The organism is Megasphaera sp. UBA4233 (assembly GCF_002395615.1).
Lineage (GTDB): Bacteria > Bacillota > Negativicutes > Veillonellales > Megasphaeraceae > Megasphaera > Megasphaera hexanoica.
Genome location: NZ_DGXL01000022.1, coordinates 1 through 25,409 on the forward strand (window position 1 = coordinate 1; position 25,409 = coordinate 25,409).

At 43.5% G+C, this 25,409-nt stretch carries 30 protein-coding genes; 6 read left to right on the plus strand and 24 right to left on the minus strand.

All coding sequences use genetic code 11. The features are described 5' to 3' along the window. Positions 1–349: 349 nt before the first annotated feature. The 4 genes from B2U90_RS07330 to B2U90_RS07345 form a co-directional block, all read right to left on the minus strand. On the minus strand, positions 350–1,705 hold the full coding sequence (locus B2U90_RS07330; protein ID WP_170087446.1) for an MFS transporter: 1,356 nt from the start codon (positions 1,703–1,705) through the stop codon (positions 350–352). Positions 1,706–1,831: 126 nt separating this feature from the next. Beyond that, entirely contained in the window at positions 1,832–2,347 is a 516-nt protein-coding gene (locus tag B2U90_RS07335) for a transcription repressor NadR (protein WP_113854982.1), read from the minus strand. Between the two features lie 3 nt (positions 2,348–2,350). Continuing rightward, positions 2,351–2,872 (minus strand): hypothetical protein, encoded by a 522-nt coding sequence (locus tag B2U90_RS07340; RefSeq protein ID WP_059076970.1) that lies wholly within the window; start codon positions 2,870–2,872, stop codon positions 2,351–2,353. 202 nt (positions 2,873–3,074) lie between these two features. Continuing rightward, positions 3,075–4,328 (minus strand): diaminopimelate decarboxylase family protein, encoded by a 1,254-nt coding sequence (locus B2U90_RS07345; RefSeq protein ID WP_072235735.1) that lies wholly within the window; start codon positions 4,326–4,328, stop codon positions 3,075–3,077. Between the two features lie 147 nt (positions 4,329–4,475). Here B2U90_RS07345 and B2U90_RS07350 point away from each other — a divergent pair, with 147 nt between their 5' ends. After that, positions 4,476–5,333, plus strand: coding sequence for a LysR family transcriptional regulator (locus B2U90_RS07350; RefSeq protein ID WP_059076969.1), 858 nt, complete (start codon positions 4,476–4,478; stop codon positions 5,331–5,333). A gap of 65 nt (positions 5,334–5,398) precedes the next feature. Here the strand turns inward: B2U90_RS07350 and rplT are convergent, their stop codons facing one another. Genes rplT through infC form a run of 3 tightly spaced genes read right to left on the minus strand, consistent with a single transcriptional unit; the run spans position 5,399 to position 6,524 of the window. Further along, positions 5,399–5,749: a 50S ribosomal protein L20 gene (gene rplT / locus B2U90_RS07355; RefSeq protein ID WP_059076968.1), complete on the minus strand. Its 351-nt coding sequence runs from the start codon at positions 5,747–5,749 to the stop codon at positions 5,399–5,401. 45 nt (positions 5,750–5,794) lie between these two features. Next, on the minus strand, positions 5,795–5,992 hold the full coding sequence (gene rpmI / locus B2U90_RS07360; RefSeq protein ID WP_059076967.1) for a 50S ribosomal protein L35: 198 nt from the start codon (positions 5,990–5,992) through the stop codon (positions 5,795–5,797). Positions 5,993–6,008: 16 nt separating this feature from the next. Continuing rightward, positions 6,009–6,524, minus strand: a complete 516-nt coding sequence (infC, locus tag B2U90_RS07365; RefSeq protein WP_072235734.1) for a translation initiation factor IF-3 — start codon at positions 6,522–6,524, stop codon at positions 6,009–6,011. Positions 6,525–6,881: 357 nt separating this feature from the next. Between infC and B2U90_RS07370 the strand changes: the two genes are divergently transcribed. After that, positions 6,882–7,394: an Hsp20/alpha crystallin family protein gene (locus B2U90_RS07370; RefSeq protein WP_059076965.1), complete on the plus strand. Its 513-nt coding sequence runs from the start codon at positions 6,882–6,884 to the stop codon at positions 7,392–7,394. A 278-nt stretch (positions 7,395–7,672) separates the two neighbouring features. On the opposite strand, the gene B2U90_RS07375 is transcribed toward B2U90_RS07370, so the two are convergent. The 4 genes from B2U90_RS07375 to B2U90_RS07390 all read right to left on the minus strand — a co-directional run bounded on the left by B2U90_RS07375 (position 7,673) and on the right by B2U90_RS07390 (position 10,592). Next, positions 7,673–7,903: a DUF1653 domain-containing protein gene (locus B2U90_RS07375; RefSeq protein WP_059076984.1), complete on the minus strand. Its 231-nt coding sequence runs from the start codon at positions 7,901–7,903 to the stop codon at positions 7,673–7,675. Positions 7,904–8,028: 125 nt separating this feature from the next. Further along, positions 8,029–9,273 (minus strand): deoxyguanosinetriphosphate triphosphohydrolase family protein, encoded by a 1,245-nt coding sequence (locus tag B2U90_RS07380; RefSeq protein WP_113854984.1) that lies wholly within the window; start codon positions 9,271–9,273, stop codon positions 8,029–8,031. A gap of 11 nt (positions 9,274–9,284) precedes the next feature. Then, entirely contained in the window at positions 9,285–9,956 is a 672-nt protein-coding gene (locus B2U90_RS07385) for a TVP38/TMEM64 family protein (RefSeq protein ID WP_075582123.1), read from the minus strand. Between the two features lie 18 nt (positions 9,957–9,974). Next, the gene (locus tag B2U90_RS07390) at positions 9,975–10,592 is read right to left on the minus strand and encodes a hypothetical protein (protein ID WP_292017512.1); all 618 of its coding nucleotides are present in this window, start codon (positions 10,590–10,592) and stop codon (positions 9,975–9,977) included. A gap of 171 nt (positions 10,593–10,763) precedes the next feature. Here B2U90_RS07390 and B2U90_RS07395 point away from each other — a divergent pair, with 171 nt between their 5' ends. The 3 genes from B2U90_RS07395 (at position 10,764) to B2U90_RS07405 (ending at position 12,897) form a co-directional block, all read left to right on the plus strand. Then, complete coding sequence (locus B2U90_RS07395; RefSeq protein ID WP_070807767.1) at positions 10,764–11,357, plus strand: LysE family translocator; 594 nt, start codon at positions 10,764–10,766, stop codon at positions 11,355–11,357. 119 nt (positions 11,358–11,476) lie between these two features. Continuing rightward, a complete protein-coding gene (locus B2U90_RS07400) occupies positions 11,477–12,034 on the plus strand; it encodes a biotin transporter BioY (protein ID WP_059076960.1) in 558 nt (185 codons plus the stop codon). Positions 12,035–12,156: 122 nt separating this feature from the next. Beyond that, positions 12,157–12,897, plus strand: coding sequence for a sulfite exporter TauE/SafE family protein (locus B2U90_RS07405; protein WP_113854987.1), 741 nt, complete (start codon positions 12,157–12,159; stop codon positions 12,895–12,897). A gap of 67 nt (positions 12,898–12,964) precedes the next feature. On the opposite strand, the gene B2U90_RS07410 is transcribed toward B2U90_RS07405, so the two are convergent. Then, the gene (locus B2U90_RS07410; protein WP_292017513.1) at positions 12,965–13,966 is read right to left on the minus strand and encodes a nucleoid-associated protein; all 1,002 of its coding nucleotides are present in this window, start codon (positions 13,964–13,966) and stop codon (positions 12,965–12,967) included. Positions 13,967–14,510: 544 nt separating this feature from the next. Here B2U90_RS07410 and B2U90_RS07415 point away from each other — a divergent pair. Then, positions 14,511–15,413 carry a LysR family transcriptional regulator gene (locus B2U90_RS07415; protein WP_292017514.1) on the plus strand — a complete coding sequence of 301 codons (903 nt, stop codon included), beginning with the start codon at positions 14,511–14,513 and terminating at the stop codon, positions 15,411–15,413. A 462-nt stretch (positions 15,414–15,875) separates the two neighbouring features. On the opposite strand, the gene B2U90_RS07420 is transcribed toward B2U90_RS07415, so the two are convergent. The 12 genes from B2U90_RS07420 to B2U90_RS07475 all read right to left on the minus strand — a co-directional run bounded on the left by B2U90_RS07420 (position 15,876) and on the right by B2U90_RS07475 (position 25,322). Beyond that, a complete protein-coding gene (locus B2U90_RS07420; protein WP_170087449.1) occupies positions 15,876–16,412 on the minus strand; it encodes a PilN domain-containing protein in 537 nt (178 codons plus the stop codon). Continuing rightward, positions 16,413–17,174 carry a hypothetical protein gene (locus tag B2U90_RS07425; protein WP_292017515.1) on the minus strand — a complete coding sequence of 254 codons (762 nt, stop codon included), beginning with the start codon at positions 17,172–17,174 and terminating at the stop codon, positions 16,413–16,415. It lies immediately after the preceding gene. 13 nt (positions 17,175–17,187) lie between these two features. Continuing rightward, positions 17,188–17,631 (minus strand): hypothetical protein, encoded by a 444-nt coding sequence (locus B2U90_RS07430; protein ID WP_075582116.1) that lies wholly within the window; start codon positions 17,629–17,631, stop codon positions 17,188–17,190. Continuing rightward, positions 17,618–18,079 carry a hypothetical protein gene (locus B2U90_RS07435; RefSeq protein WP_141700301.1) on the minus strand — a complete coding sequence of 154 codons (462 nt, stop codon included), beginning with the start codon at positions 18,077–18,079 and terminating at the stop codon, positions 17,618–17,620. The genes B2U90_RS07430 and B2U90_RS07435 overlap by 14 nt, the downstream gene beginning before the upstream one ends. 368 nt (positions 18,080–18,447) lie before the next feature. Continuing rightward, on the minus strand, positions 18,448–18,900 hold the full coding sequence (locus tag B2U90_RS07440) for a pilus assembly FimT family protein (protein ID WP_059076950.1): 453 nt from the start codon (positions 18,898–18,900) through the stop codon (positions 18,448–18,450). Further along, positions 18,879–19,364: a prepilin peptidase gene (locus B2U90_RS07445; RefSeq protein ID WP_113854993.1), complete on the minus strand. Its 486-nt coding sequence runs from the start codon at positions 19,362–19,364 to the stop codon at positions 18,879–18,881. Before B2U90_RS07445 ends, B2U90_RS07440 begins: the two co-directional genes overlap by 22 nt. 27 nt (positions 19,365–19,391) lie before the next feature. Further along, positions 19,392–19,769 (minus strand): competence type IV pilus major pilin ComGC, encoded by a 378-nt coding sequence (locus tag B2U90_RS07450; protein WP_059076948.1) that lies wholly within the window; start codon positions 19,767–19,769, stop codon positions 19,392–19,394. A 22-nt stretch (positions 19,770–19,791) separates the two neighbouring features. After that, positions 19,792–20,904 carry a type II secretion system F family protein gene (locus B2U90_RS07455; RefSeq protein WP_170087454.1) on the minus strand — a complete coding sequence of 371 codons (1,113 nt, stop codon included), beginning with the start codon at positions 20,902–20,904 and terminating at the stop codon, positions 19,792–19,794. A 95-nt stretch (positions 20,905–20,999) separates the two neighbouring features. Continuing rightward, complete coding sequence (locus B2U90_RS07460) at positions 21,000–21,869, minus strand: type IV pilus twitching motility protein PilT (RefSeq protein ID WP_240937125.1); 870 nt, start codon at positions 21,867–21,869, stop codon at positions 21,000–21,002. Positions 21,870–21,936: 67 nt separating this feature from the next. Then, positions 21,937–23,019: a GspE/PulE family protein gene (locus B2U90_RS07465; RefSeq protein WP_236699680.1), complete on the minus strand. Its 1,083-nt coding sequence runs from the start codon at positions 23,017–23,019 to the stop codon at positions 21,937–21,939. Positions 23,020–23,290: 271 nt separating this feature from the next. Continuing rightward, positions 23,291–24,256, minus strand: coding sequence for an ATP-binding cassette domain-containing protein (locus B2U90_RS07470; protein WP_059076982.1), 966 nt, complete (start codon positions 24,254–24,256; stop codon positions 23,291–23,293). Then, entirely contained in the window at positions 24,222–25,322 is a 1,101-nt protein-coding gene (locus tag B2U90_RS07475; RefSeq protein WP_170087457.1) for an ABC transporter ATP-binding protein, read from the minus strand. Before B2U90_RS07475 ends, B2U90_RS07470 begins: the two co-directional genes overlap by 35 nt. Positions 25,323–25,409: the final 87 nt, after the last annotated feature.

Below are 25,409 nucleotides of genomic sequence, written 5' to 3' on the forward strand. Positions count from 1 at the left end.
TTTGACGTTCTATCTCTAGAACCTCGCACTACCGAGTTAATCTCGGTATAAGTGATTCGCTCATGTTTGCGCGTCGCCTTACGGCTCCTTCAAACATGGCTCTCTACTTATCTGGCGTTCATTCGTATGTTGCATTGTTCAGTTTTCAAAGGTCATCTGCCATCGAAGTTTGTATCTCCAACAGCTCGTTTAGTATATCACATTATTCCGTTTTGTCAAGCACTAATTTTAAACTCTTTTGTTTCAAAACTGTATTTGATGTTCTTCGGTCTCATGCGATGTAAAGAATTTTACCATCAAAAAAAGGAGCTGTCAATAGGTACAACTCCTCTTTTTGCAAAATTATATCTCATAACGTCTGTTTTACACTTTTTGAGCGATTCTGGACTGCCGTGATACTTTCCAAATCTCTCTGCTTGCTTTCGATTCCCAATCCCATGACAACGGCAGCTACTGCAATGAAAACAAAGGCAAACATATAGAACACCGCGCCAAAGCCAAAACTATGCCCTATCATAACACCAACCATTACAGGAGCTGCCATACCGCCAAATCTGCCAAACCCGGCAGCCCATCCGCTGCCAAGGGCTCGGATAGTTGTCGGATATTGTTCTGGCGTATATGTATAAAGCACGCCCCATGCACCGAGATTAAAAAACGACATAACCGAACCCCACATCATCAGAGCCGCTGCCGTCGAAGCATGTCCGAAGAAATAACTGGCAACACCGCTGAAAAGGAGAAATACAGACAATGTATACTTCCGCCCCAGCCTGTCAACCAGCCATGCGGCGCAATAATACCCGGGCAATTGGGCCAGCGTCATGATAAGTACATATTCAAACGTTTTAACTACAGTAAATCCCTGTTGAAATACCAGAGACGGCAGCCACATAAATATTCCATAATAACTAAAATTAATGCCAAACCATACAAGCCATAGCATAATCGTCCGTTTTATGTAAGGTTTTTTCCACAATTCCCGGAATGAAACAGTTGTAGCCGGTGGCAGTTTTTCCACCGCATCATTAAATGGAAGTACAGGAACATGGAGTTTCCGTTCCAATGTTATGACAATATTTCTCGCTTCTTCGACCTTCCCCCTAGACAGAAGATACCGGACCGATTCTGGCATATGCAGGCGGATTAAAAATACATATACAGCCGGAACAGCCCCCAACGCGAAGGCCATGCGCCATCCATATACAGGAATAAAAAAATAAGCGATGCACGCTGCAGCAATCCAACCAAGTCCCCAAAAGCTTTCCAAAAGAACAATAAAGCGGCCACGCACCCGCGACGGAGCATACTCGGACACCAAAGTAGCGGCAACCGGTAATTCTCCGCCCAGGCCAAATCCAACCAGAAATCGAAATATGAGAAGAGACTGATAATTCCATGATACAGCGCAAAGTGCCGATGCAATACTGTAGAGCAATACAGTTATAGAAAAAACCTTTTTCCGTCCCAGATGATCAGCTACCGTCCCCGAAACGACCGCTCCCAGCGCCATCCCGATCAACCCAATACTGCCAATCAATCCCATCTGGCCCGGGGCCAGTTGCCATTCTTTCGCCAATACAGGAAGTATAAACGCAATCAATCCTGTATCCATCGAATCAAAAAGCCATCCCAAACCAGTAACTAATAAAAGTTTGTAGTGAAACGAGCCAACTGGCAGCGCTTCCAGACGTTCCAAAACCATGTTAATACCTCCTCAATGTATTCTTTACAACTGTCATGACAGCTGTAATATACAGTGTATTGTACACGCAAAAAAAAATAAAAGCAATAGGAAATCAACCATTCCTACTGCTTTTATTTTTACGATTCAAGAATTATATAAAATCCCAAGTTTATCCAATGCATGTTCAATGGCATCCATGTCTGCTTCTGTATCAGCTTCTATCAAGTGTGAATGGATGCCGCCGCTGATGCGGCTGAGCAATTCTGCATGTGTTTCCTCCATACGATGAATATATTGATCTACATCGCGGCGTGACCGGAGATTCAGTGATCCTTCCAGGTAGCCATAAATTTCATGTTCGACAACGACATTATGCACCCGTCCACCGTTATCCACAATAGCTTCTAATTCGGTCCTCATTTGTTCCGGACCGTGGCAGACGACAATCATGCGCTCGATACCGCCATGCCTTACGTGTTCTAATTGATATCCACGGGGCGTAGAAATAATAGAAACGCCCCGGGCACGCAACAGAGCTACATCGCCTACAATAATCTGGCGGCTGACCTGGCATCTTTTTGATAATTCAGCTCCTGTAACCGGGCCGCTGGCATGGGTTAATACGTCAATAATCTGTTTTCTTCGGACTTCGCTCTCCATATTTTATACCTTCTTTATCACAAAGTCTTCCACTTCCTGATTGGCAGAAAGAAAAAAGGCGGCAAACAAGTTTCCCAATAAAAATCCAATTCCCAATCCCGGTATAAAACCAAGCAATTCATTAAACAACCAGGAATGTACCAGAAGGGGCATATAAAACACCAGACACTGGATTCCCGCCAGAACTACGGTAATACTCAGCAGGAAAAAAAACATGCATCCCGCACAGGGATAGTAAAATTCTTTCTCTGACTGTTCATAATAAAAATGCCGCAGCTGTTTTCTTAAAAGTACAGCCAGACCAACACTGAGAAAATTTCCCAGCAGGAACCAGAGAATAGCCATAAAAAAGAAATCAGCAAAATAATATATGACAATGCAAGCCCAAAGAATATACAGAATGGGCACAGGCAAAAAATATGTCAAATGTTCCGAACAGCCTTTCCGATAACGGAACGAAAATACGGAGAGGAAAATGACCATACAAATCTGAAAACCCGTCAGTGTATCAAATCCGGCAAGCATGGTTTCCACTCCTTTCTTGTATGATAAACACAGCTTATATTTGTATTTTAACATAAAGAAGAAATAAATCCTATGAAAATCAGACAAAATTTATAGGAAATCAAGAGCAGATAGTACACAAATTCATTTCTCACAACATTTGACAAAGAACCATAAAAAAGCCCACCAACATGGTAGGCTTTTTTATGTATTGTTCCAGCTCTTATAAATCAGAAAAATCTAACGTAGCAAACAAATCATCAATCGTTTCAGCACGGCGGATCTGTGTTACTGTGCCATCATCATGAAGCAACAATTCGGCCGAACGCAGTTTGCCATTATAGTTAAATCCCATAGAATGGCCGTGTGCACCAGCGTCATGAATGACCAGGATATCTCCATCATCAATGCGTGGAAGGCTACGGTCAATTGCAAATTTATCACAGTTTTCACAAAGCGAACCCGTTACATCATAAACATGGTTTTTCGGTTCGTTTTCTTTCCCCATTACAGTAATATGGTGGTAAGCACCGTACATGCCCGGACGCATCAGATTAGCCATGGAAGCATCGACGCCAATATATTCTTTCCAGATATGCTTATGATGAATGGCCGTTGTTACGAGATACCCATACGGTCCCGTGATAGCACGGCCACATTCAAAAGAAATACGGCAATGGCCCAAACCGGCTGGTACCATTATAGCATCAAAATGTTTCTTGATGCCTGCACTGAGTTCATCGTAATCAACGAACGATTCTTCTGGACGGTACGGCAGGCCGATACCACCGCCAAAGTCAAGAAATTCAACATTGATACCAAGCGTTTTCTGCACATCCAGGGCCAGTTCAAACATCATTTTAGCTGTATTAATCAGTCCGCTGGCATGAAGTTCATTGGAAACGACCATGGTATGCAGGCCAAAATGCTTGACCCCTTTATCTTTCAAAATACGGAATGCATCTAATACCTGTTCCCGGGTCATACCATACTTGGCTTCTTCCGGTGTCCCGATAATATCATTTCCGCCTTTGAGAAGAGGACCCGGATTATAACGTACACAAATCCATTCCGGCAGCGGCCCCCGTTTTTCCATGAATTCAATCATGGAAATATCATCCAGATTAACCAGCGCGCCTAATTCCATGGCTCTGGCAAATTCCTTATACGGCGTGTCGTTAGAAGAAAAAACGATGTCCCGCCCCTTGATGCCTACTTTATCACATAATTCCAGTTCTGGAAGAGAACTGCAGTCTGCGCCGACGCCTTCTGCCTTTAGCAATTTCATAATGTACGGATTCGGTGTCGCTTTAACGGCAAAATATTCTTTAAAATCATAAGCCCAATCAAAGGCTTTGATCAACTTACGAACGTTGTTGAGGATAGCCTGTTCATCATAAATATGGAACGGCGTAGGATACGTAGCGATAATATTACGAATTTGTTCTTCCGAAAAGGGAACAGTCTTTTTATTCATCCTATTCAACTCCATTGACAAAAAAATAATTCTAAATTGTTTCTTTTCTATACGTATTATATAATGAGTAAGGATGATTTGTGAAATAGATTATATTAATTTTCGCAATTTGTTTTTCGAATTACTCAGCCAAACGAAGGTGACTTTATGGATACAACGACACTGCGTACATTTATTGCACTGGCTCAAATAAAAAATTTTACTAAAACAGCACAGCAATTATTTGTCGCCCAATCCACCGTAACCAATCGCATCCGTGATTTAGAAACCGAATTGGGCAAATCCCTGTTCGTCCGCAATCATAAGCAGGTAGAACTAACCCCGGCAGGAGAAAAATTTCTCGATTACGCCCAACGATTTATCGCTTTAGAGATCACGGCTTTCCAGGATTTGCAGAGCAGTTCCACGTTTGCCCAAAAAATCCACATCGGTTCAACAAATACGATTTATGAATGCCATCTTCAAAAAAGTATCCGCGCTTATATGAAACGGAAACCAGCCGTATCCCTGAACATTACCATCAGCCATACGCCTGAAATGCTCCGCAGCCTCCAGGACGGCTTATTAGATGTAGTATTTACGTATTCAGCCCTATACCGGGATGGCATTATCTGCAAATTATACCGCACAGACACGTTGGATTTAGTCTGCAGCAGCGCAGATACAACCTATGCCAGGGGCATACGCAAAGATGACCTGCAAAAGATAGACTACTTATTCTGTAACTTTGCGCTTCAGGGAGTCGGCCTCTACATCCAGGACTTATTTCCCAGGCACCACCGGTTTCCTATGGAAATTGACAACAGCACTAAATTGCCTCAATATCTGGCAGAAGGTCTGGGGTATTCCTTTCTTCCCCACAGTCTGGTAGAAGATGACCTGGAACAAGGAATTCTCCGTTCGGTCCCGCTCCTCGATTTTGCCCCGCCCCGCGTAAGCAGCTATTATGTCACCCGGTCATCCGCTTCTCTTCCTGACGATCTGGAAAAATATTTATTAAAATAAAAAGCAACCCTGCTTATGTAGAGCGGGGTTGCTTGCATGAAATACCAGTAAGATATGCTTATATTTTACTGAGCTTTTGCCACTTCAACAAGTTTGGCAAAGGCAGCAGCATCATTAACAGCCAGGTCAGCCAGCATTTTGCGGTCAACGATGACATTGGCTTTATTCAGGCCATAGATAAACCGGCTGTAGCTCATGCCATTTGCACGGCTTGCCGCATTGATACGGGCAATCCAGAGTTTACGGAATTCACGTTTCTTGGCACGACGGTCACGGCGGGCATAGAACAGAGCCTTCATGACACTTTCATTTGCTTTTTTGAAAAGGCGGGAACGTGTTCCACGATAGCCTTTAGCCATCTTTAAGATTTTTTTATGACGAGCGTGTGCAGTAACGCCAACTTTAATTCTAGCCATGATTCATTTCCTCCAAATCTCTATGTTAACTACGTGAGTATACCCTTAGATGTAGGGGCACATTTTACGAACAGCATCAACCGTCGTTTTGGCAACCAGTGCTGCTTTTCTCAGATTCCGTTTGCGCTTCGGGGATTTAGATTCCAGAATGTGGCTCTTGTACGGTTTCATCCGTTTGAATTTACCAGTACCAGTAGTAGTAAAACGTTTGGCCGCAGCACGGCGGGTTTTTAATTTCGGCATAATATATATCCTCCTCTTACTTCGCTTTGTTGACAGCGATGACCATGGTCATGTTTCTGCCTTCTACTTTAGGTTCCTTTTCTACATGGGCAACGTCCTTCAGTTCATCAGCAAAACGCATCAATAATTTTTCGCCCAGTTCCGGGTGGCTCATTTCGCGGCCGCGGAACATAATCGTAACTTTGACTTTGCTGCCTTCCCCTAAGAAGCGCTGCGCTGCTTTCATCTTGACATAGAAGTCGTGATCCTCAATATTGGGACGAAGTTTAACTTCTTTCAACGTCAGGATTTTTTGTTTCTTTTTAGCTTCTTTTTCCCGTTTCTGCTGTTCGTAACGATATTTGCCGTAATTCATGATACGGCATACAGGCGGTCTGCCATTAGGCGCTACTTCCACCAGATCAAGGTGCCGTTCTTCGGCAATCTGCCGGGCAGAACGAAGGGACATGACTCCCAGCTGTTCATTATTGTCGCTTACCACACGGACTTCGCGGGCTCTGATTTGATCGTTGATACGTAATTCCTTACTAATCGTCGTTCACCTCCATAAAAAAAGAACGGAAAGCGTACGCTATCCGTCTGTATCGGTATACATCATTTTACCTTAGTAACAATTTCAGTCGTGTAAGGTGAGAGGCGGACAGCTTCTGCTTTGTTTTCAACATTGCAAGTATACCAAAACTCCTACAGCTTGTCAATGGATAGTTTTGTTGAAATTTTAATAATTTTTATTAGCACTCTATTGACATGATGGCTAACAAGGAATATACTATAGGCGTAGACAGAAAGAAGATGGTTCTAGAGCCTCAAAGGTCAAAAGAACTAAAGGATAAAAAGTCTACATCGTCATTACTATTACATATTCACCTAAGAAAAGAGGTTTTATATTATGAGAAACTTATTTCCAGTAAGCACTGATTTTGCATTTCCTGACAGTACATTTGATAATTTCTTTAACGGTCTGTTCCAGCCAACAGCAGAAACACAAGTAAAACTGCCAAAAGTTGATATCGAAGATACAGGAAAAGCTTATATTCTGACAGCAGATTTACCGGGTATGACCAAAAAGGATATCAGCATCACCTATGCCAATGATATTCTGACTATCGGAGCCCAACACAAAGAAGAAACGGAAGAAAAATCTCCAGAAGCGAATACTAATGACCAGAAAATTTCCAACAACAGTGACGTTGCTGAAAAGAGCAGCAAAGCTCCGGCAAAAGAAGAACGTCATTTTATCCGTAAAGAACGTACTAATACTGTGTATAGCCGTCAATTCGTCGTGCGTAACATCCAGCGCGACGGCATCGAAGCTTCCTTTGAAAACGGTGTTCTGACTATTACATTGCCTAAGCAGGATCCTGATGCGATTCAGGCCAGTCAGAGAATCGACATCAAATAACACCTGAGTTTCCCCTTTGATTTCTTACATCACTTTCCCAATCCCCCTAAAGCAAACGGAGCTGCAACAACATGGGCAAATAAGCTCATCTCGTTGCAGCTCCGTTTGTGTTTAATGGCCTGATTTCTTACATTATTATCCATCAGTACCACATAGAGTCCCCTTCCCCTGTCACTCTGCTTTTCAAAAGCCAAGCCGAAAAGTCTGGTTTTCCGTACCTGCAGCCTGTCAGTGTCAGGGGCTTTTTTATCAAAATCCAGGTCACCACAAGACCGTTCTCAGGCATTTTTTACAAAGCGGTAATCTTGTTCTGCCTTAGGATATTTTTCCTTATCAATTTCACTCATGAAATCTTTCAACGGGCGGGCATAGGTTTTCATCGTTCCCGATAAAGCCTTGTAAATAACAAATTTTTCACCTGTTTCCGTATGTTCGGCAAGGGTAATGATCTGATATTTTCCACCCTTGAAATGAAGCCAAATTTCATTTGCTTTTGGAAGTTCTCTCATGAATACATCCTCCTGAAAATAACCGGTATTTCCCTGCCTGTTCATTTATTATTCTCTTATGATCCATAATAGGCCATTGGCAGGCTAATTCTTATTGTATCACATTTAGAGTGAAATAGATATCGTCAAAAAGTAGTCAGTTCATCAAATATTTTCTCCGCATACGTGTCAGTCATACCGGCAATATAGTCAATACAGGCCCGTCGGTAATCTTGTTCTGAATTGGAAATATGATAGATAATTGTATTACCAAAACTATTTCCGAATTTATCTTTTTTTGCAATATGACGGCCTATATCGGAAAATTTTCGCATCCGTTCCAAAAAATGTTTTCCCAGAGTAGGATAATCCTCTTGCAGAAGCCGGATATTGTCCAATGTCTTTTCACCAGCATAACATTCTTTTAAAATTCCATAAATCGACTCAAGGATCAAGCGGGCATAGGAATGATATACTTCCAGCCTTTTATTATGATAAATATACTGATAATTAAATTTCATGACGCAATGCATCAGGTTAAGATGATTCTGGGACAGGATCAGGCCCTTATCCGGAGAACTTTCTTTGCACAAATCGGTAATAAGGGGATACATAATAGCCGTATTACTGACAGACGGCAAATGAGCATGAAGATGCCCATTTAATTCTTGTTTAAGCTCCTGCAAAGGATATCCATCTTCCGTCAGAATATGGAGCCGTACAGCATCTTCTATATCGCGTCCGAGATAAGCGATTTTATCAGCGATTTTGACAACACAGCCTTCCCATGTATAAGGTTCAAATTCATTAGGGCGCTGAATAGATTCTAAATCAATGGCCTCTTTCCGCGGACGTAAAACGGTCTGGTGTACTTCTCCGCAATGACAGATAATACCATCACGCACAGCATATGTTAAAAGCAAATTAGAAGTTCTTCCTTCGGGGTCAAGTAGTGTTTCAATGTCATCAACTACACGCAAGCCTTGTTTTTCATGCCAGAATGTTTCATGCAGTTCTTTCTCACTGATTTGCCGTAAAACCCGTTCTCCCAGATGACCAAAAGGAGAGTGTCCCAGATCGTGAGCATTGGCAATAGCCTGTATCAATTCCGTATTCAACCCCAAATATTGCCCGATTGTCCCGCTGACTGAAGCGACCTGATTGACATGTTCGATACGCGTACAAATATGATCATTTTTTGTCGTAAAAAAGACCTGTGTCTTATGTTTCAGTCTGCTATAAGCAGTTGAATGGATGATGCGCGTAAAATCCCGGCCAAATTCTGTACGGAAATCATCTGCCCGATGATATAGCTTTCCTCTGCGGGAAACAGCCATCTGCCAATGCGGATGCTTCTCATCCATCCGTACTAACGCAAAAGCTCGTTCCATCTGCACCCCTTCTATCTTTTCTTATACTGCCTGTATGCATAATAAACTGTCAGAATCAGCGTTGCCCATATGATGATCCGGCCACCGTACTGTCCAAATTTCAATAAGTCATGCCCCAGCCATACTTCAACGATGACGGAAGGGACTTTGCCTATGATGGTAGCTACCAGATGATTGGCAAAACTGATGCGGCTCATCGAGGCCACTGCCGTAATGACCAGATTCGGTGAATACGGTATAGCCCGGGCCAATGCTATCGTCTTTATCGTACTGTACTTATCCAGTTTTTCTGTCAGATGGCTGCGTTCCACTAGTTTGCGTGCCTTATCCCTCAGCACGGTCCGCATGATGACAAATCCCAGAATATTTCCTAATACTTCCCCTATCCAGGAAATGACAATGCCCGGCAGCAGGCCAAATATAACACCATTAACCGTTAAAAAAGGAATAGATGGCAAGCCGGTCATATTAGTCAGTACAATCATAAATATAGTAATTGCAATGGCTCCATATCCAAAAGAAGATATGTACTCTGTCAGCCCTTCTACATTGCCGTCAAGAGTAAGCCGGAACAGAGTTTGATAGAAATCAGGAATAAAATATTGAACCGCTGCCAGTTCAACGATAATAATCACGAGGACAGCCAGTTTCATCAACTTATCTAATAAAGAACTTCGTATCATGCCTATACACTTCTCTATCTATGAATCAGAATTGTCTTTATTTCGAAACCGTTGCAAGGAAGCCTGTGCTTCTTCTACATGGATATACTGTGCTTCTTTCTCTGCTACATCGACAAACAACCATCTCTTAGCTTCCTTTTTGATTAATTTATACAAATCCCGGGGGAAATCAGGGCAGGTCGTCGTGATGCCTCTGGGTTGTACGGCTTCCCGTTCCAGATAGTAATTATGAGGATACCACCCACTCTGGGCCCGATGCCATGGATCTAAAAATAGATGGTCTGCAAACTGGCCGCTTACATTGGTCAGCTCAAATTCATCAACAGACCCTATGGTACGTAATTTATGAAAGAAAACGCGTCCTCCTGTCGATTTCATGCGCAACCGGGATAAATAAGAAAATTCACCGATAGGGCCATTGACAGGAATCGGATTGTGAATATCATGGCCAAAATCGCCGCTGGCACCAGGAACTGTATCACAGGCATTGCCAGCCAATACAGTTTCACGTATATCTTCTGGCAGCCGTTCGTTCTGTTTTTCTACGTCATTCATAAGAAGCAATGCATCATCATATAATTTTTCACTCCGCGTGCGCTGCGGACCTTCTTTATACATCTTTTCAAAAAATCCCATCCTGTCATCCTCCTTTTTCCTGCCATTATTATAACACGCCGAAAAAAAGCAGTGCAACAAAAGCGGCATGGCAGGTATTGTTTATGCGATAGATGTGCGATAAAATGTATTCATATGACAAATAAGAAAGAAAATAAGATGGATATTTTCAACTGTCACGAGGTGATTTATATGATAACGGAACTGACCGCATTTCTTGTGTACTGTATAGGCATGTCTTTTACACCAGGTCCTAATAATCTCATGTCCTTATCGGTCAGTCAGAAAGTAGGATTCAAACGGGCTGTCCCTTTTCTCTGGGGGCTTTTTTTCAGTTTTTTCATCATTAATGGCGCTGCCTACTTGTGTTCGTCTACCTTACAGGAACTGATTCCACAATTGGAAACCCCTTTCAAAGCACTGGGCTCATTATATATCCTCTATCTGACATATAAGATAGTTAAACCTCCATCAAAAACGTCAGAAAAAGAGGAAAAAAACATAAAAAGTCGTCTTTTTATTTCCGGTTTTGTTCTCAATCTGACAAACATCAAAGTCATGCTTTTTTTCCTCATGGGATACATGGTCTTTATCCTGCCGGCATTTACTTCTCTTGTTCCCCGTCTTCTTCTGGGTATCATCATGTGCCTGCTATGCTCTGTGTCTAATGTGCTTTGGGCACTGGCAGGAGCTGCTTTCCGCCATTATTTTGCAGCCCATGAACGAGTTACATCTATCGTCCTCGGTTTACTCCTTTTATTTTCAGTTGTCGAAATCTGGCTGTAATTACGTCTTTGCTTCTTTATTATTGTTAACCTATTAATAATCATATAAGTTGACTATTTTATAAAAAGGCGCTATAATGCTGTCTGTATCCATTTTACATGACAGAAAGGTGATTCATTATGACAACTCGTGAAGCAGTTTTACATGCGGATTATTCCATTCGCACGGTAACCAAAATGTCTATCTGCGTAGCTTTGTGCTGCGTTTCTGCTTATATTTCCATTCCCCTGCCTTTTACTACTGCGATGATTACGGCTCTCACAGTAGTCATGAATCTGACTGCATTCATATTAAAGCCGAAACAAACACTTATTGTCATGCTCGTCTGGATTCTTCTGGGAAGCGCTGGTCTACCCGTATTTGTTGGCGGAACAGCCGGTTTCGGCAGATTATTCGGTCCAACGGGTGGATTCATCATCGCCTTTGCTATTGCCTATCCCATTGTCAGTCTTTTAAAAGGCCGTAATAACTCCTTTGTCCGTTATTCTCTTGCAGCCATCACCGTAGGAATCCCTATTACCTATTTAGGTGGCGTCATTTCCATGATGCTGGTACTGCAGGTAACATTCTGGCAGGCTTGTGTTATGGCCGTATTCCCATTCATTCCCGGAGATATTGCCAAAGCTGTCCTGGCTGCGTTTTTAGGGGTTCGGATCAATAAGCTCTATCACGATTGACTATCCTTTTATATCAAAGACTGCGTATGATGAAAATTCATAGGCAGTCTTTTTTACATTGATACTTTGTTTCTGCTATGCTACCATTGTTATAGAACTACTCCGGAAAAGGAAGTGATTTATTGGATCTCTCTCTTATAACGGCCCATTTGATGCCAGCGTTTGTCATATTTCTGGCGGCCCTCATGCAGGCCATTACCGGTTTTGGCCTGGTCATTATTGCAGCCCCCTTATTAATGATTTTTTATGACCCCAAACTGACCGTACTCATCATGTTTGTCGTAGCCATGTGCACAAATATTGTGCAGCTTCCTTTTGTATTCCGGGAAGCCCGCACACGAGTTGTTGCCGTTATTATTATTGGATATATGCTTGCCCAGCCTCCGGGACTGCTCATTTATCATCATTTTTCCAGCATCCAGTTAAAAATTCTCGTAGGATCCGTCATTTTTATTTCTTTGCTGGCTATGCAGTTTTCACACTACCATTTCCGTCAGTGTCAGCGTAATGATATTCTGACAGGCTTTCTTTCCGGCCTTTCCGGAGTCACAACAGGGATGGCCGGTCCACCTCTGATTATGTATTTTGCCTATGCAGATTTTACGCCTCAGCAACTGCGCGGTACAAGTGTTCTCTTTTTCTTTGTGAGCGGGTTCATCTCTATATCCTTTTTCATCGCTAATGGCATCGATTTTACACCTGCCGTATATGAGTCGGTGTATATGATACCGGCACTGGTTCTGGGAATTCTACTGGGACAAAAACTCCTGAAACATGTATCGCCCCGATTATTCCGCCGTCTTATTTTTTGCATGCTTTATTTCGTCTGTCTGTATACATTTTACAGTGTCCTGGCCAGTTAATTTCTGACAGTATCCCCATAAGGAAACAGTCCATACCCAGTTTATGCAGCTAGATATGGACTGTTTTTTATTTATTTACAATCTTGGCAATATTTTTTAATTCAATAGATAAAGTACCGTCGGGATTATTGATGAATTGTATATAGTCAGAATTATCAATATATTCCGATGGAAAAGTGATTTCTATTCCTGTATCTGTCTTTATTTTATGAGTTTTTCCAGTTTTCCGGGCAAAATCCTGTTGAACAGAAATATTATCGGGCAGTTGTGCTTCTTGTATTTTCTCTTCAAACTGACTTTGCATTTCTTTGTTATCTGAAAAGACAGCAGAACCCAATTCTTTTGGTGACAAGGAATCGGATGTTTCTGCATGATCTGCCAGGTAATTCTTTGCTTTAGATAATGCTTCAACACTGCTGCCGCCATGGTCTTCTGCTACTTCAGCAGCTATTTTATTGATTATTTTTACAGCATCTCTGCCAGATATCTGTGATGTACACTGTAAAAGCCGGTCGGGTAATATATAAATATCCTCCCCATTGCATTTTCGCTTCTTATCTATAAAACGGATAGAAAAGTCATCAAACCGTATTAAGGCATAGGCTTCTATTTTCTGGCTGGTCCCCGGTAAAATAGCATAATGCTTAATAAGTTTATTGTACACATTTCCTTCCTCATCCAGTACCTGATGAGTATATGCCGTTTTGTTTTCCAGCATCAGCACAGCCAGTGTCCGCACGCCATCATCGTCAGTAAAATCGACGACGAGAAGATCCGTCGACTCCATTTCATCACAATGAGACAGTATATCATACGTTTTTTTTGCAATAACTGCTGCCGCATCATCAAAGGTTATTTCTTCCATCTGAAGCTGCCGTAATACATGCTGGAATGAACTGGTAGCATAAAAAATACCTGTCTGCTGTCCGGCATCTTTCAGTAGTCGTTCAATCCGTTTATCTACATATTCGTACACGACATCGCTGGAAAAATCGAGGTCTTTTTGTGATAAAATACACATATTCGTATTAAAGTCCAGAATATGCAGGATTGCTTTTTGTATCATCATAATGCATATTTCCTCCGCCTGTAAACAAATGTAATGCGCTTAAAGCTGATGCTGTCTATCTTAACAGTTCTTAAGAAAAAAGTCCATAACCGCAGTCATACACTTTCATCCGTCATGATTGCCAGTCATTCCAATCCTGTACTTTCCCTATATTCCTTCATCTAAACATCCATTATGTCAGACACATCTTTCCACAAACAACAACAGGAACCGCATCAAAGCAGTTCCTGCCGTTGTTTGTGGGAGATATCATATATTTGGGCTGATATATGAACGGGCAATGTACATATTATAAATTACTGATAATCATAAAGAGTATTAACAGAATACCGGTCAGAGCAAGCACTTTTTGTGTCATCTGAATAGTCATGGCAGATTCCTCCTTTTTCCTGTATCAGGATACAAATGTTTCTTCCCTTCTGTAAAGACCGGTCTTTTTTTTCCTCTTTTCATGTATTATACTATCACTAAACAGTCCATCCGTAAAATTGAAATATGTGAACAAATGTATCGGAAATTCCGAATGTGCAGAGGAGGAAGTGGAATGGAATTACGCCAATTAAAAACGTTTACTGCCATCGCCCACCTGGGTAGCTTTTCGAAAGCAGCACAGAAAACAGGCTATGCCCAGTCTACGATTACCGGACAAATCCAGCAGCTTGAACAGGAACTGGGAACCCACCTTTTTGAACGGCTTCCACACCACATTATATTGACAGATCAGGGACAAAAACTGCTCCCCTATGCCGAACAGATACTAGAACTCACCCAAACTGCCCGGGAAAGCATTGTCAACGAAACCAGCCTGAGCGGAACTGTCACTATTGGTACAATGGAATCTGTCGGCATTACGAGACTTACCAGCGTGCTAAAAGAGTTTCATATCCGCTACCCCCACGTCGATTTGCGCCTGCAGTTCGGTTCCTGGGACCTTCTTTATCAGGCACTTCGTGAAGGCCGTATTGATGTCGCCTTTCTTCTGGGACAGAATATACAGGATGCTTCCTGCACCGTCCGGATTTTATTTGATGAACCGATGTATCTTCTGGCTGCTCCACAGCACCCTTTTGCGTTACGAAATACGGTACAAATCAGCGACCTTTCCGGCCAGACACTAATTTTGGCAGAAAAAGGATGCAGTTACCGCACGGCTTTTGAAAACACTCTTGCCCAGTACCATGTTCTGCCAGCCCAGGTACTGGAAGTAGAGAGCATATTTGCCATCAAAAAGCTCGTAGCCAGTAATTTAGGAATTACCTACATGCCAGCCATGGCCGTTCAGGATGAACTTCAGGCACAATCTCTCATACGCCTGCCCTGGGGCGGTCCGGATTATCATATCAAAACATTGATGATTCACAAAACAAACAAATGGATTTCTCCGGCGTTAAAGGCCTTTTTTGAATTGATTCAGGAGTACCTCGTCGATACGGACATGCGTATGTAATAACACATATGGTCCCTGCATCATGTTTTTATTTTACGTGTATCTGCTCTTTCCGTTAGCATCATTCGTATATATAGCCCTTTTTCTATCGGTTCTATGCATTGTACCTCTATATGGCACAGTGGATGATTCATCGACAGATGATTCATAAAATATATGAGATTGTGAAAAGACCCGTGTAATTCTATCCGATATCGCCCTAATGCATTGCTCTCCTCTTGAATAGATAAAAGCTGCATCTGTGTTTCCCTGGCGGTCGCCTCCCATAATGAAACGTCACTGTCCGACGGAAATATATTTGTATTAATGGTTGGCATAGCAGACAAGTGCATACTATTTTCTTCCAGTGACTGTATGGCTCTATGCCATTCATCGTGTGTATGACATAACGTAAAACTGAACCATCCCGATAACAGAAGAATGACCCAGAGCACTCCGGTAACTATTTTCTTTATTTTCTGGTTATTCATCTTTTTGAGACACGGGTTTATCTTCATGATGTAATACAATATGCAGTTCTGCAGTATTTTCTCTTCCTTTCTTTTGCCATTTTCGTATATATGCTTTGGAAACCCACGACGATTTCTGCAGTTTTTCTTTCCACTCCTGCAAAGCAGACTGTTGCCGGCTGGAAATTTCTATCTGCAAATTATCTCGTTCTGCCGCAATTTTTTTTACTGTTATGTCTGCCGGCTTAGTATCGGCCAGGCAAACCAGCATAGCCGGCCAATACGACTCTCCTTTATACTGCAATAGCTGTACTGTTTCCTTTCTTTTTTTCATCTTTATATTATGGGCCTGTATTTCCGACTGCACCGTTTGCAAAGACTGTTCGAATCGTTGTTTCATCGTCTGAATTTCATAAATATACAGAAAGCTCATTATCCAGGCAGCCAGAATCCCGGCAATAGCAGAAAAAAGAAGGATTCTATACAAAACAGCCTTCCTTCTGTCACCGGCTTTTTCCGATGCGGGCAATAAATTAATTTCAATTTTCATCTATATGTTTCCTAATAAGAACGGAGGCCCTTGAATATGCCATTTACGCTGAAATTGTTCCGTTTTTTTCTTCCATACCGGCTGGCACAAGTTTTGCATATCTGACTCTTTCACAGCCATATGAAACCACTCTGTACAATCAGCTGATTTGATAGCCCCTTGCTGAAATGCATAAGAGACCACTATACCATTCTTTATTTCCATGATATGCAGATCTTTATTCTCCTGCAGAAACAATGTACCATCTGTACCAGCGTATTGATTGCTGATAAGAGCGGGAAGCAGCATTATATTTTTAATAAGAAGTCCCGCATCATGGGCAGTCTTATAACATATTTCCACACTAAACCGGGAATAGGCCCCCAGAATCCACTGATACATATCCTGCCCATCTTTTTTACTTATGCGGCAGATATCAAAAGCGTAATCCGATTCTTTTCCAGCCAATGGTTCTGCCCAGAGAGCCGCTTCTCTTCCTTCTTCATTGTTTTCTGCCGGCAGTTCACAAATCTTCCATAAAACCTGAGGTCCGCTTAATACGAAAGATAAAGACCAGCCATAAAGGTCATATACGTCCAGGATACGTTGCAAAACAGATTGAAGAATATCTCTTTTTTCCAACCATTTCCTATCAGGAATGTCCGCATAAGTATCTCCCAGAACCATACGGCACCGCCTCAGCCAATCATACTCTTTTTTGATAATATGTATTGCATACGGAGAAAGCCAGAACACAGCTTCCTTTCGTGCCCAATTTCCCATATATCAGTACCTCTTATATCCTATAATCATAAAAAGTGAATGTCCATCTCTGACAGGAAGCATCATATATCGCATTAAAAGAAAGTGCCCGCGTCCGTTGTACACCATCCGGCCCGACACAGGCAATTCCACGTAATGTCCCTGTCACGTCTCCTTGTCCAGTCTGCTTCAGTGTGCGTACTACTTTTATTTTTCTACCCGGGCCTGATTTTTCAGCTAGTTCGGAAAACTCCTGCTCCCATTTTTCCGGGAGATCCGATTCTCCTTCACTCTCGCACTGTAACTGTCCCATAAGCAATGCACTCTCTGCCAGATATACGGCTTCGATGGAATATCTGTACATTTCTATTTGTTTTTCATATTGATGTGCCAATACAGCTGCAGCCAAAGAAAAACTGAAGATGATCAACCCTGTCCACAGCGCAAAAAGCATAATAAAACCATTACGACGTTTCATGAGTAATTCCGGTTCCAGGATATATCCATAAATCACACCGCCAGGTACATCCTGCTTCATGTTTGAGATTCATCGCTGCGCGGACACATCCATCTTCCTGGGAAAAAAAAGGGCATCCCGGTTCCAACGGTTCCACGATAATCTTGTTCCGTCCTGTTTCTCCCGTTCCGGTTACAGGCTGGACAGTACCATCATCAAGACATTTATATATGACTCCCTGTCGTATCAAAAAGCCGCTGCGCAGGTTCTTGTCCGTAAGAAATCGTACAGATGAATCAGTCACGCGCAGAGAAGAAGCTGAAGCCAGTGATACGGTCAGCGTATCTTCCAGGTGTATTCCCTGCAAAGCCGTTTCCTGCCAGGAACAACTATATTCATACATGCGGACAGACTGTACCGCTGCCGGAAGCATCGCCAGTACAATCAAGGCTGTTAAAGAGGACGCCAACACCATCTCCAGCAGTATAAATCCATTCTTCCTATGGCATATTCTCCCGTCCAAGACGCATGCAGTGAAAAGGTTTTTCTCCATCTGCCCGTACCTCCACATCGTATTTCACACATCCGGAATGCCACATGGACTTCGCACAATGTACGTAATATGGCTTTCCCCGTATCCAGTATGTCCTATCTTCCATTCCATTTCTTTTAATTTTCTGATATTCCATTTCATTTCTGGCTATGCTGGCTTCCTGCTGCCACGTACATGACCGGGTATATATACGCATCGTCTCCTGCATCATAAAAACGGATGGCACAATTAAGGTCACCACAAAGAAAACGGCAGCCATACTATCCAACAGCAGGAAACCTCTGCTATACCATCCGGATGCGCCCGGTCTGGGCAGCAACAATGATTTTCTTTTCATGGCCTCCCCTTCCTTGTAATATAACTACCATCTGATTTCCCTTAGGCCTGCCCTGTTCATCAAAATAAAAATCTTTCCGGTATGATGAGCTGCGTAATTTTATGCCGTTCTCATAAGCCCGTCGTTTTACAATCCTGGTTCCTTCCAAAACAACATACTCCTTCTGTCGCACCGAAAGCCGCCAGGCTGGGTCACCGCTATTATTGCCCACAGCATGCTGACGAACCGAGGCCAGGTCCCATGCCATTTCCCGTATCAATCCATCGAGGTGCTGATTTTCTACATAATTCCCTGCTGGAACGGCCGATGCGCTGATAAGAATAAGTATGATCGACACAACCAGACATAATTCAAGTAACAAAAATCCACCATTTTGCTTCACATCAGTAACCCGGCCCATGCAATCCATTCTCCTGCAAAAAAGAAAGACAACCACCAACCACTTATGAGAAACGGGGCAAAGGGGATGACTTTTTCGCGATATACAATCCAATACATGACAGCACCAGCCAATGCCGTACCAAAAGCAACACAGAGAGTGCTGTACAACACCATACCTGAACTGCCCAGAGAAAGAGCTCCGATTAATTTAATATCTCCCCAGCCAATACTGCCAGGCAGGACGAAAGCCGCTATTCCTAACCCGGCCAGGCAGGCCAGACTGAGAATCCAGTCTGGCTGCACCAGCCGAAACAGGCAGGCGGCTCCATTGCCTGCTGCCATGACCAGAACAATCCTGTCGGGAATCCAATAATAACGTATATCCGTATAGACAATCAGCAATGAACAACCTGCCACGATCCCCAACCAACAAATCACCGGGAAAGAACACAGATCAAGACTGTCTATCATCACTATCACCATGTCCCTTTTCCATGTAATACGTTCTTATTACTCATTATTTGTACCTTCTGGATTTCTCGATGTATAGGTAACTCCATTAAGGGTGACCCGTACTACTCCATCGGCAATGCTGTACTTTTCAGCTCCTGTAGGCGGTTTCGGAACAAATTCAAGATATTCTTTTTCAGCCAGCGTCTCGACCGTATCAGGATACGCGCCTGTATCAAACTGATACACTGCAGCCGCATTGCTGATGGTTCTCAGGTCAGCCTGTATTTTCGCTTTATTGGCTTTATCGCCGGCTGAGCTGAATTTAGGAACAGCCATCGTTGCAATAACCAGTATAATAGAAACTACAATCAGCATCTCCAGAAGGGAAAAACCGTTGCGAACGGGATGCCACCATTTTTTTGCCATAGAATACATGATCAACACTCCTCTCAGTAACTCATATAATAGCCGCTGCCGCATCCAGGAGCGGTAGCAGTAAAGCCAAAACGACCAAACCAATCATCAGGCCCATAAAAGCCATAGTCAACGGTTCCAGTAACTGGCATATCCGCTGGGACCAGCGGGAAATCTGCCAGTCATAATATGAAGCAATCCGCGAAAATGCCGTATCATAATTACCCGTGCTCTCCCCTACAAGAATCATAGCTTCCAAAAAGGGAGTGGCTATGTTTTCATGCTGTATCGCTTCCAGAAACGAATGACCGGACCGCACCCAGCTGCTGCAGTATTCCATTTTCTTTTGGAACCAGATTTCGTTAGTGGCATTTGCAGCATCCTGTATAGCAGAAAGTACGGGAATGCCGCTGGCAAGCTGCATAGCCATGATCCGGCTGAAACGCTGCCAGCACCACGCCAGATACATCCGTCTCCACAGGGGAATCCGCATTATACAAGCCGTAATATACAATCGGGCCTGCCTTTTTTTATACCCATATACTCCGACTGCAGCCAGCAATAGAAATATGCCCAGTAAAGACAATCCATGATAGCAGCATAAATCCTTCATGCCAATAAGGCCTCTCGTCAAAACGGGTAATGGTACATTCATGGATGCAAACATGGTTGCAAAAACGGGCAGGATATAAAAAACAGCTCCTGCAAGGAGCAGGATAGTACCTGCAAGAAGAAATCCCGGATATATCATAGCTTGTATCAGCTGCTGTCTTTGACGATCTGCATCCTGATAATAATTTCCTAAAATAGATAAAACAGATTCCATATTTCCCGAATGCTCACCGGCCTTCAACAAGCAGCAGGTCATTTTTGGAAAAAGCCGGGATGATTCCAAAGCAACAGATGGTCTGGAGCCATTTTCTATGTCATCTCCTATCTTTATCAACGCATCTTTTTTCTTTCCTCGTGGTAATGGTCTTACCAGCAGGCGCCAGCTATCCAAAAAAGGGATACCCGCCTTAGTCATCTCTGCCAGTTCTTTAAAAAATGATCCCAGTTCCCGTGATTTCATCTTTCTGATACGCCACGGCAATGTTACATGTTGTTGCGGTATTTCTTCGATGTGAAGAACCTGCCACTGTCCTTGTTTCATCATCTTGTATACAGCATTTCTGGAGGGGGCATGTAAAAAGCGTGTCACAACACTGCCTGAAGAATGTCTGGCCGTCACCTTATAATGTATCTGTTTCATCATATTCTGCCCTGACAAGCCTGTTCCATTGTACGCATTCCCATAGCGGCTCCCATCTGCATAAGCGAGGGGAGCTGATGCTCCCGGCCAGTCCGGATCAGCTGGGATACGGCATGGGTCCGCAACAAAACTTCTCTCACTATACAGGCATCCTGCTGGCGGCATAATCGCTGCTGGGCCAGTATAGCCTGTAAAACCTGGGACAGACGGTAGCGGATTTCCTCCTGCCGGCTTCCCGGATAGGCTCCAACAAAACGGGTTATCGCCTGAGCAGCAGACCGGGTATGGAGCGTAGAAAGCACAAGGTGGCCAGTCTCAGCCGCAGTCAGTGCGGCATCCATAGTCTCCTGATCACGCATTTCTCCAATAAGGATTACATCCGGATCCTGACGCAGCGCCTGACAGACAGCCTGGGAAAAACTGGTAAAATGACAGTGCAATTCCCGCTGGGTAATGAGAGAACCACCTTCTTCCAAAATGATTTCAATGGGATCTTCCAAAGTAATGATATGATATTTTTTATGGTCATTCAGATATTGGATCATCCGCCACAAGGCAGTCGTCTTCCCACATCCTGTCGGCCCGCAGATCAGGATGAGTCCATCAGAACAGCAAGCCAGTCTTTGCAGTAATTTTTCATCCCCGTCCGCTGGCAGTGATGATAAAGGATATAATATGCGGATGTCTGCATAAAATCCCCCGTATGCCTGACAAAGCTGTATCCGGAGCCGCACCTTTTCGTCCCATTCGGCAGACAGGGAATCACCAGTCCTATTGTTCCAGCCCTGGGCCAGCAACCAGCACCGGAGTTCCTCTTTTGTAACAAACCAGTTCTGTAAAGAGGTAAGTTCCATCCCAATGCGCAACATTACCGGATGGCCCTCCTGTAGGTGTATATCCGTTGCCTTTTTTATGATAGCCATCGCAATTACGTCATTAATAGTCATCGTCTTCCCCCTCATCATAGACACGGCGGATTTCCGGTTTATCTGTCAGCCCTTCCCGGAGAGCATGGCTGATGCATTCTTTCATAAAAACAGCCTGATCCTGTGAAGCGGCTTCCAATAGTTTTTTTCTTTCGCTTCGTTTCTGTACAGCCTGCCTCAGAGCAGCGCCGGAATGGACAACTTCGCACAGGCAGAAACGGCCATGATACCCGTCTTTTGTACGATATCTCGCCAGCCGTTGAGATGCCATACCGGATAGTGCTTCAGCTACCAGGAACGGTTCCAGTCCCATATCCAGCAGGCGCAGCGGTACATCGACGGCCCGTGCCGTATGGAGCGTACTAAAAACGCGATGTCCTGTCAGAGCTGCCTGCAGCGCAATGCCAGCCGTCTCTGCATCCCTGATTTCTCCAATAACCAGTATATCCGGGTCCTGGCGCAACAATGCGCGAAGGCCGTTTTGAAAAGCCAACCCGCCTTTTTCATGAATCTGGCTCTGGCAAAATCCATCGACCCGGAGTTCCACCGGGTCTTCCAGCGTAGCAATGCTTATTTCAGGACTATCCAGTTCCCGGAGCAATGCATATAACGTCGTCGTTTTACCGCTCCCTGTCGGGCCGCAAATAAGAAATAAACCCTGACTGCCATGGACAATTTGCCGCAAAAGCTGTCTCGACGGCATATATGGGATTAGTTCATCCAGACAAAATGGCTGATGATCCGTAAACAGGCGAAGAACAATTTTTTCTCCCCGCACGGTGGGCATTGTGCTGACCCGTACATCCAAAATATGATGATTTCCTTTCCAGACACACCGCCCATCCATCGGCAGGCGCGTATTGGCAATGTCCATATGGCTCATGACTTTGATGCGTGCTGAAACCTGGGGAAGAAGTGTTGTTTCCAGATGTCCTACGGTCTGAAGTATGCCATCGATACGAAAACGGACCCGCACTTGTTTATCCATCGGCTCAATATGTATATCACTTGCGCCCATCTGTACAGCCTGTGTCAGCATTGTATTGACAAACGGCTGTACAGGCATCCCACTATGATAAGTCCATTCAGACATTTCCTTTCCTTCCTTTCTTCCCGTTCTTTTCTCAGCATAGCACGCAATCTCCTGCATGTGTCGATTTTAATCTACTTCTTATGATATTTTAATTTTCATCTCATAATCTCAGATGTTTTTAATGATATTCTCATCACATTTTAATAAACCAAAAAAAGGCCCAAGAGGACCGTTTTTCTCATCATACGGCACGTATGACAAACCAGGGCATTGCATACGGTCAAATCCAGTATGCAATGCCCTGGTTACCCAATATATGCTATTTTATACCTTAACAAGCGGCTTGTTTATATGTATTGATTTCATCGTATGAACAATATACGAAATGACCCGGCGTGATTTCATACATGGCCGCCTTCACTTCCGGCGCATATTCCTGGACAGATGGGTCATAATCAATACGATGACGTTTGCGTTCCTGCTGTAAATCCGTGAGCGGTGAAGCAGAAAGAAGCGAAATCGTATACGGATGAATAGGGTGACGATACAATTCATCTGCCGGTGCCAGTTCAAGAAGCTTGCCATTTTTCATGACACCAATACGGTCACTGATATATTTAACCATAGCGAGATCATGAGCAATAAATAAATAGGTCATTTTCCGTTCTTTACGAAGATTGATCAGCAGATTGACAATCTGAGCCTGTATCGATACATCCAGTGCAGACAAACATTCATCGGCAATAATAAAATCCGGCTGTACGCACAAAGCCCGGGCAATACCGATACGCTGGCACTGGCCTCCGGAAAATTCCGTTGGATACCGGTTGGCATAGGAACGGTTAATCCCTACAATATCCAGCATTTCATTTACCTTATTGTGAACTTCTTTATCGGTTTTGCAGATATGATGTACCCGGAGCGCATCCCCTATAATATTTTTTATGGGAATACGGGGATTGAGAGAAGCAAAGGGATCCTGGAAAATCATCTGCATTGATTTACGGAATGCCATCATTTCAGAGCTGCTACGGATTTTAGTAATGTCTTTTCCTTTATACATGACAGTCCCGGATGTCAGTTCTTCCAGTTTAATGACCGTGCGGCCTGTCGTAGATTTGCCGCTGCCTGATTCTCCGACAAGACCAAAGGTTTCACCGGGATAAATAGAAAAGGAAATATCATCTACAGCACGAACTTCATTCTTCTTGCCTTCATTATATATTTTATGTAAGTTCCGTACTGATAAAATCGGTTTTTCATCAGCGAGCGCCGCTGCCGGCGTGACGATATGCATAATCATTCCTCCCATCTTCCTGTTTCATGAAAGAATTAAAAATCTGCTGCCGCCGTACAATTTCTGCCGGAGGTGTAACTGATGGAGCCTGTGGATGAAGCAGCCATGTCGCCGCATAATGAGTATCACTGACTTTGAAGAACGGAGGTTCTTTTTCGTAATCAATAGCCAGTGCATAGGCGTTACGGGGAGCAAAGGCGTCTCCTTTCGGCATGTGCAGCATGTTAGGCGGTGCTCCCGGGATACTGTAGAGATGATCATCCGTTGTATCCAGCGTCGGCATGGAACAAATGAGTCCCCACGTATACGGATGCTGAGGATTATAGAATATTTCTTCTGCCGTGCCGATTTCAATGATTTTACCGGCATACATGACGGCGACCCGGTCTGCTACATGGGCTACGACACCTAAATCATGGGTAATAAAGATGACGGACATATTCAGTTTTACTTTTAAATCATCAATTAAATCCAGGATCTGTGACTGGATGGTAACATCCAGTGCCGTTGTCGGTTCATCTGCAATCAGAATATCGGGTTTACACGCCAGGGACAAGGCAATCATGACACGCTGACGCATGCCACCGGAAAACTGATGGGGATAGTTCCGGCTGCTTTCTTCAGGATTGCGGATTCCAACAAGACCCATAAGCTTTATGGCTTCTTTCATGGCGTCTGCCTTCGGAATATCTTCATGAGTCAGGATGGATTCAGCAATCTGCCGCCCCACGGTCATAGTCGGATTGAGAGATGTCATAGGGTCCTGAAATATCATGGCTATTTTACGGCCGCGAATCGATTCCATTTCTTCTTCTGGTAAAGTAAGGAGATTTTTCCCCTCGTAAATGATTTCACCTTCTTTGCCAAATATGGTATTCTTTCGCGGCAGCACCCGGTTGATTGCCTTCATAGAGACCGATTTACCAGAGCCGGATTCACCGACAATTGCCAATGTTTCACCACGTTTCAGATTAAAGGTAACACCGCGCACAGCGTCTACGATGCCGTCCAGCGTCCGAAACGATACATGTAAATTGTTTACTTTTAATATTGTATCTGTTGTCATTGCTGTTCATCCTTTCTCATACACCGCTGCGTCTGCAGCACTAGCAGCAGACGCAGGATGTATAACCTTTACGGAGCACGCTGTGTC

Coding starts and splice junctions, on each gene's coding strand:
- B2U90_RS07375 (WP_059076984.1), bottom strand. CDS start 7,903: ATGAGAGAACTTCCAAAAGCAAATGAAATTTGGCTTCATTTCAAGGGT.
- B2U90_RS07410 (WP_292017513.1), bottom strand. CDS start 13,966: ATGATGATACAAAAAGCAATCCTGCATATTCTGGACTTTAATACGAAT.
- B2U90_RS07340 (WP_059076970.1), bottom strand. CDS start 2,872: ATGCTTGCCGGATTTGATACACTGACGGGTTTTCAGATTTGTATGGTC.
- B2U90_RS07455 (WP_170087454.1), bottom strand. CDS start 20,904: ATGATGAAACAAGGACAGTGGCAGGTTCTTCACATCGAAGAAATACCG.
- B2U90_RS07380 (WP_113854984.1), bottom strand. CDS start 9,273: ATGGAACGAGCTTTTGCGTTAGTACGGATGGATGAGAAGCATCCGCAT.
- B2U90_RS07440 (WP_059076950.1), bottom strand. CDS start 18,900: ATGGGCCGGGTTACTGATGTGAAGCAAAATGGTGGATTTTTGTTACTT.
- B2U90_RS07415 (WP_292017514.1), top strand. CDS start 14,511: ATGGAATTACGCCAATTAAAAACGTTTACTGCCATCGCCCACCTGGGT.
- B2U90_RS07395 (WP_070807767.1), top strand. CDS start 10,764: ATGATAACGGAACTGACCGCATTTCTTGTGTACTGTATAGGCATGTCT.
- B2U90_RS07345 (WP_072235735.1), bottom strand. CDS start 4,328: ATGAATAAAAAGACTGTTCCCTTTTCGGAAGAACAAATTCGTAATATT.
- B2U90_RS07465 (WP_236699680.1), bottom strand. CDS start 23,019: ATGTCTGAATGGACTTATCATAGTGGGATGCCTGTACAGCCGTTTGTC.
- B2U90_RS07430 (WP_075582116.1), bottom strand. CDS start 17,631: ATGAAACGTCGTAATGGTTTTATTATGCTTTTTGCGCTGTGGACAGGG.
- B2U90_RS07390 (WP_292017512.1), bottom strand. CDS start 10,592: ATGGGATTTTTTGAAAAGATGTATAAAGAAGGTCCGCAGCGCACGCGG.
- B2U90_RS07450 (WP_059076948.1), bottom strand. CDS start 19,769: ATGTATTCTATGGCAAAAAAATGGTGGCATCCCGTTCGCAACGGTTTT.
- B2U90_RS07385 (WP_075582123.1), bottom strand. CDS start 9,956: ATGATACGAAGTTCTTTATTAGATAAGTTGATGAAACTGGCTGTCCTC.
- B2U90_RS07420 (WP_170087449.1), bottom strand. CDS start 16,412: ATGAAAATTGAAATTAATTTATTGCCCGCATCGGAAAAAGCCGGTGAC.
- rplT (WP_059076968.1), bottom strand. CDS start 5,749: ATGGCTAGAATTAAAGTTGGCGTTACTGCACACGCTCGTCATAAAAAA.
- B2U90_RS07460 (WP_240937125.1), bottom strand. CDS start 21,869: ATGTTGCGCATTGGGATGGAACTTACCTCTTTACAGAACTGGTTTGTT.
- B2U90_RS07400 (WP_059076960.1), top strand. CDS start 11,477: ATGACAACTCGTGAAGCAGTTTTACATGCGGATTATTCCATTCGCACG.
- B2U90_RS07330 (WP_170087446.1), bottom strand. CDS start 1,705: ATGGTTTTGGAACGTCTGGAAGCGCTGCCAGTTGGCTCGTTTCACTAC.
- B2U90_RS07350 (WP_059076969.1), top strand. CDS start 4,476: ATGGATACAACGACACTGCGTACATTTATTGCACTGGCTCAAATAAAA.
- B2U90_RS07370 (WP_059076965.1), top strand. CDS start 6,882: ATGAGAAACTTATTTCCAGTAAGCACTGATTTTGCATTTCCTGACAGT.
- B2U90_RS07445 (WP_113854993.1), bottom strand. CDS start 19,364: ATGGTGATAGTGATGATAGACAGTCTTGATCTGTGTTCTTTCCCGGTG.
- B2U90_RS07470 (WP_059076982.1), bottom strand. CDS start 24,256: ATGCATATCGTCACGCCGGCAGCGGCGCTCGCTGATGAAAAACCGATT.
- rpmI (WP_059076967.1), bottom strand. CDS start 5,992: ATGCCGAAATTAAAAACCCGCCGTGCTGCGGCCAAACGTTTTACTACT.
- B2U90_RS07335 (WP_113854982.1), bottom strand. CDS start 2,347: ATGGAGAGCGAAGTCCGAAGAAAACAGATTATTGACGTATTAACCCAT.
- B2U90_RS07425 (WP_292017515.1), bottom strand. CDS start 17,174: ATGGGAAATTGGGCACGAAAGGAAGCTGTGTTCTGGCTTTCTCCGTAT.
- B2U90_RS07475 (WP_170087457.1), bottom strand. CDS start 25,322: ATGACAACAGATACAATATTAAAAGTAAACAATTTACATGTATCGTTT.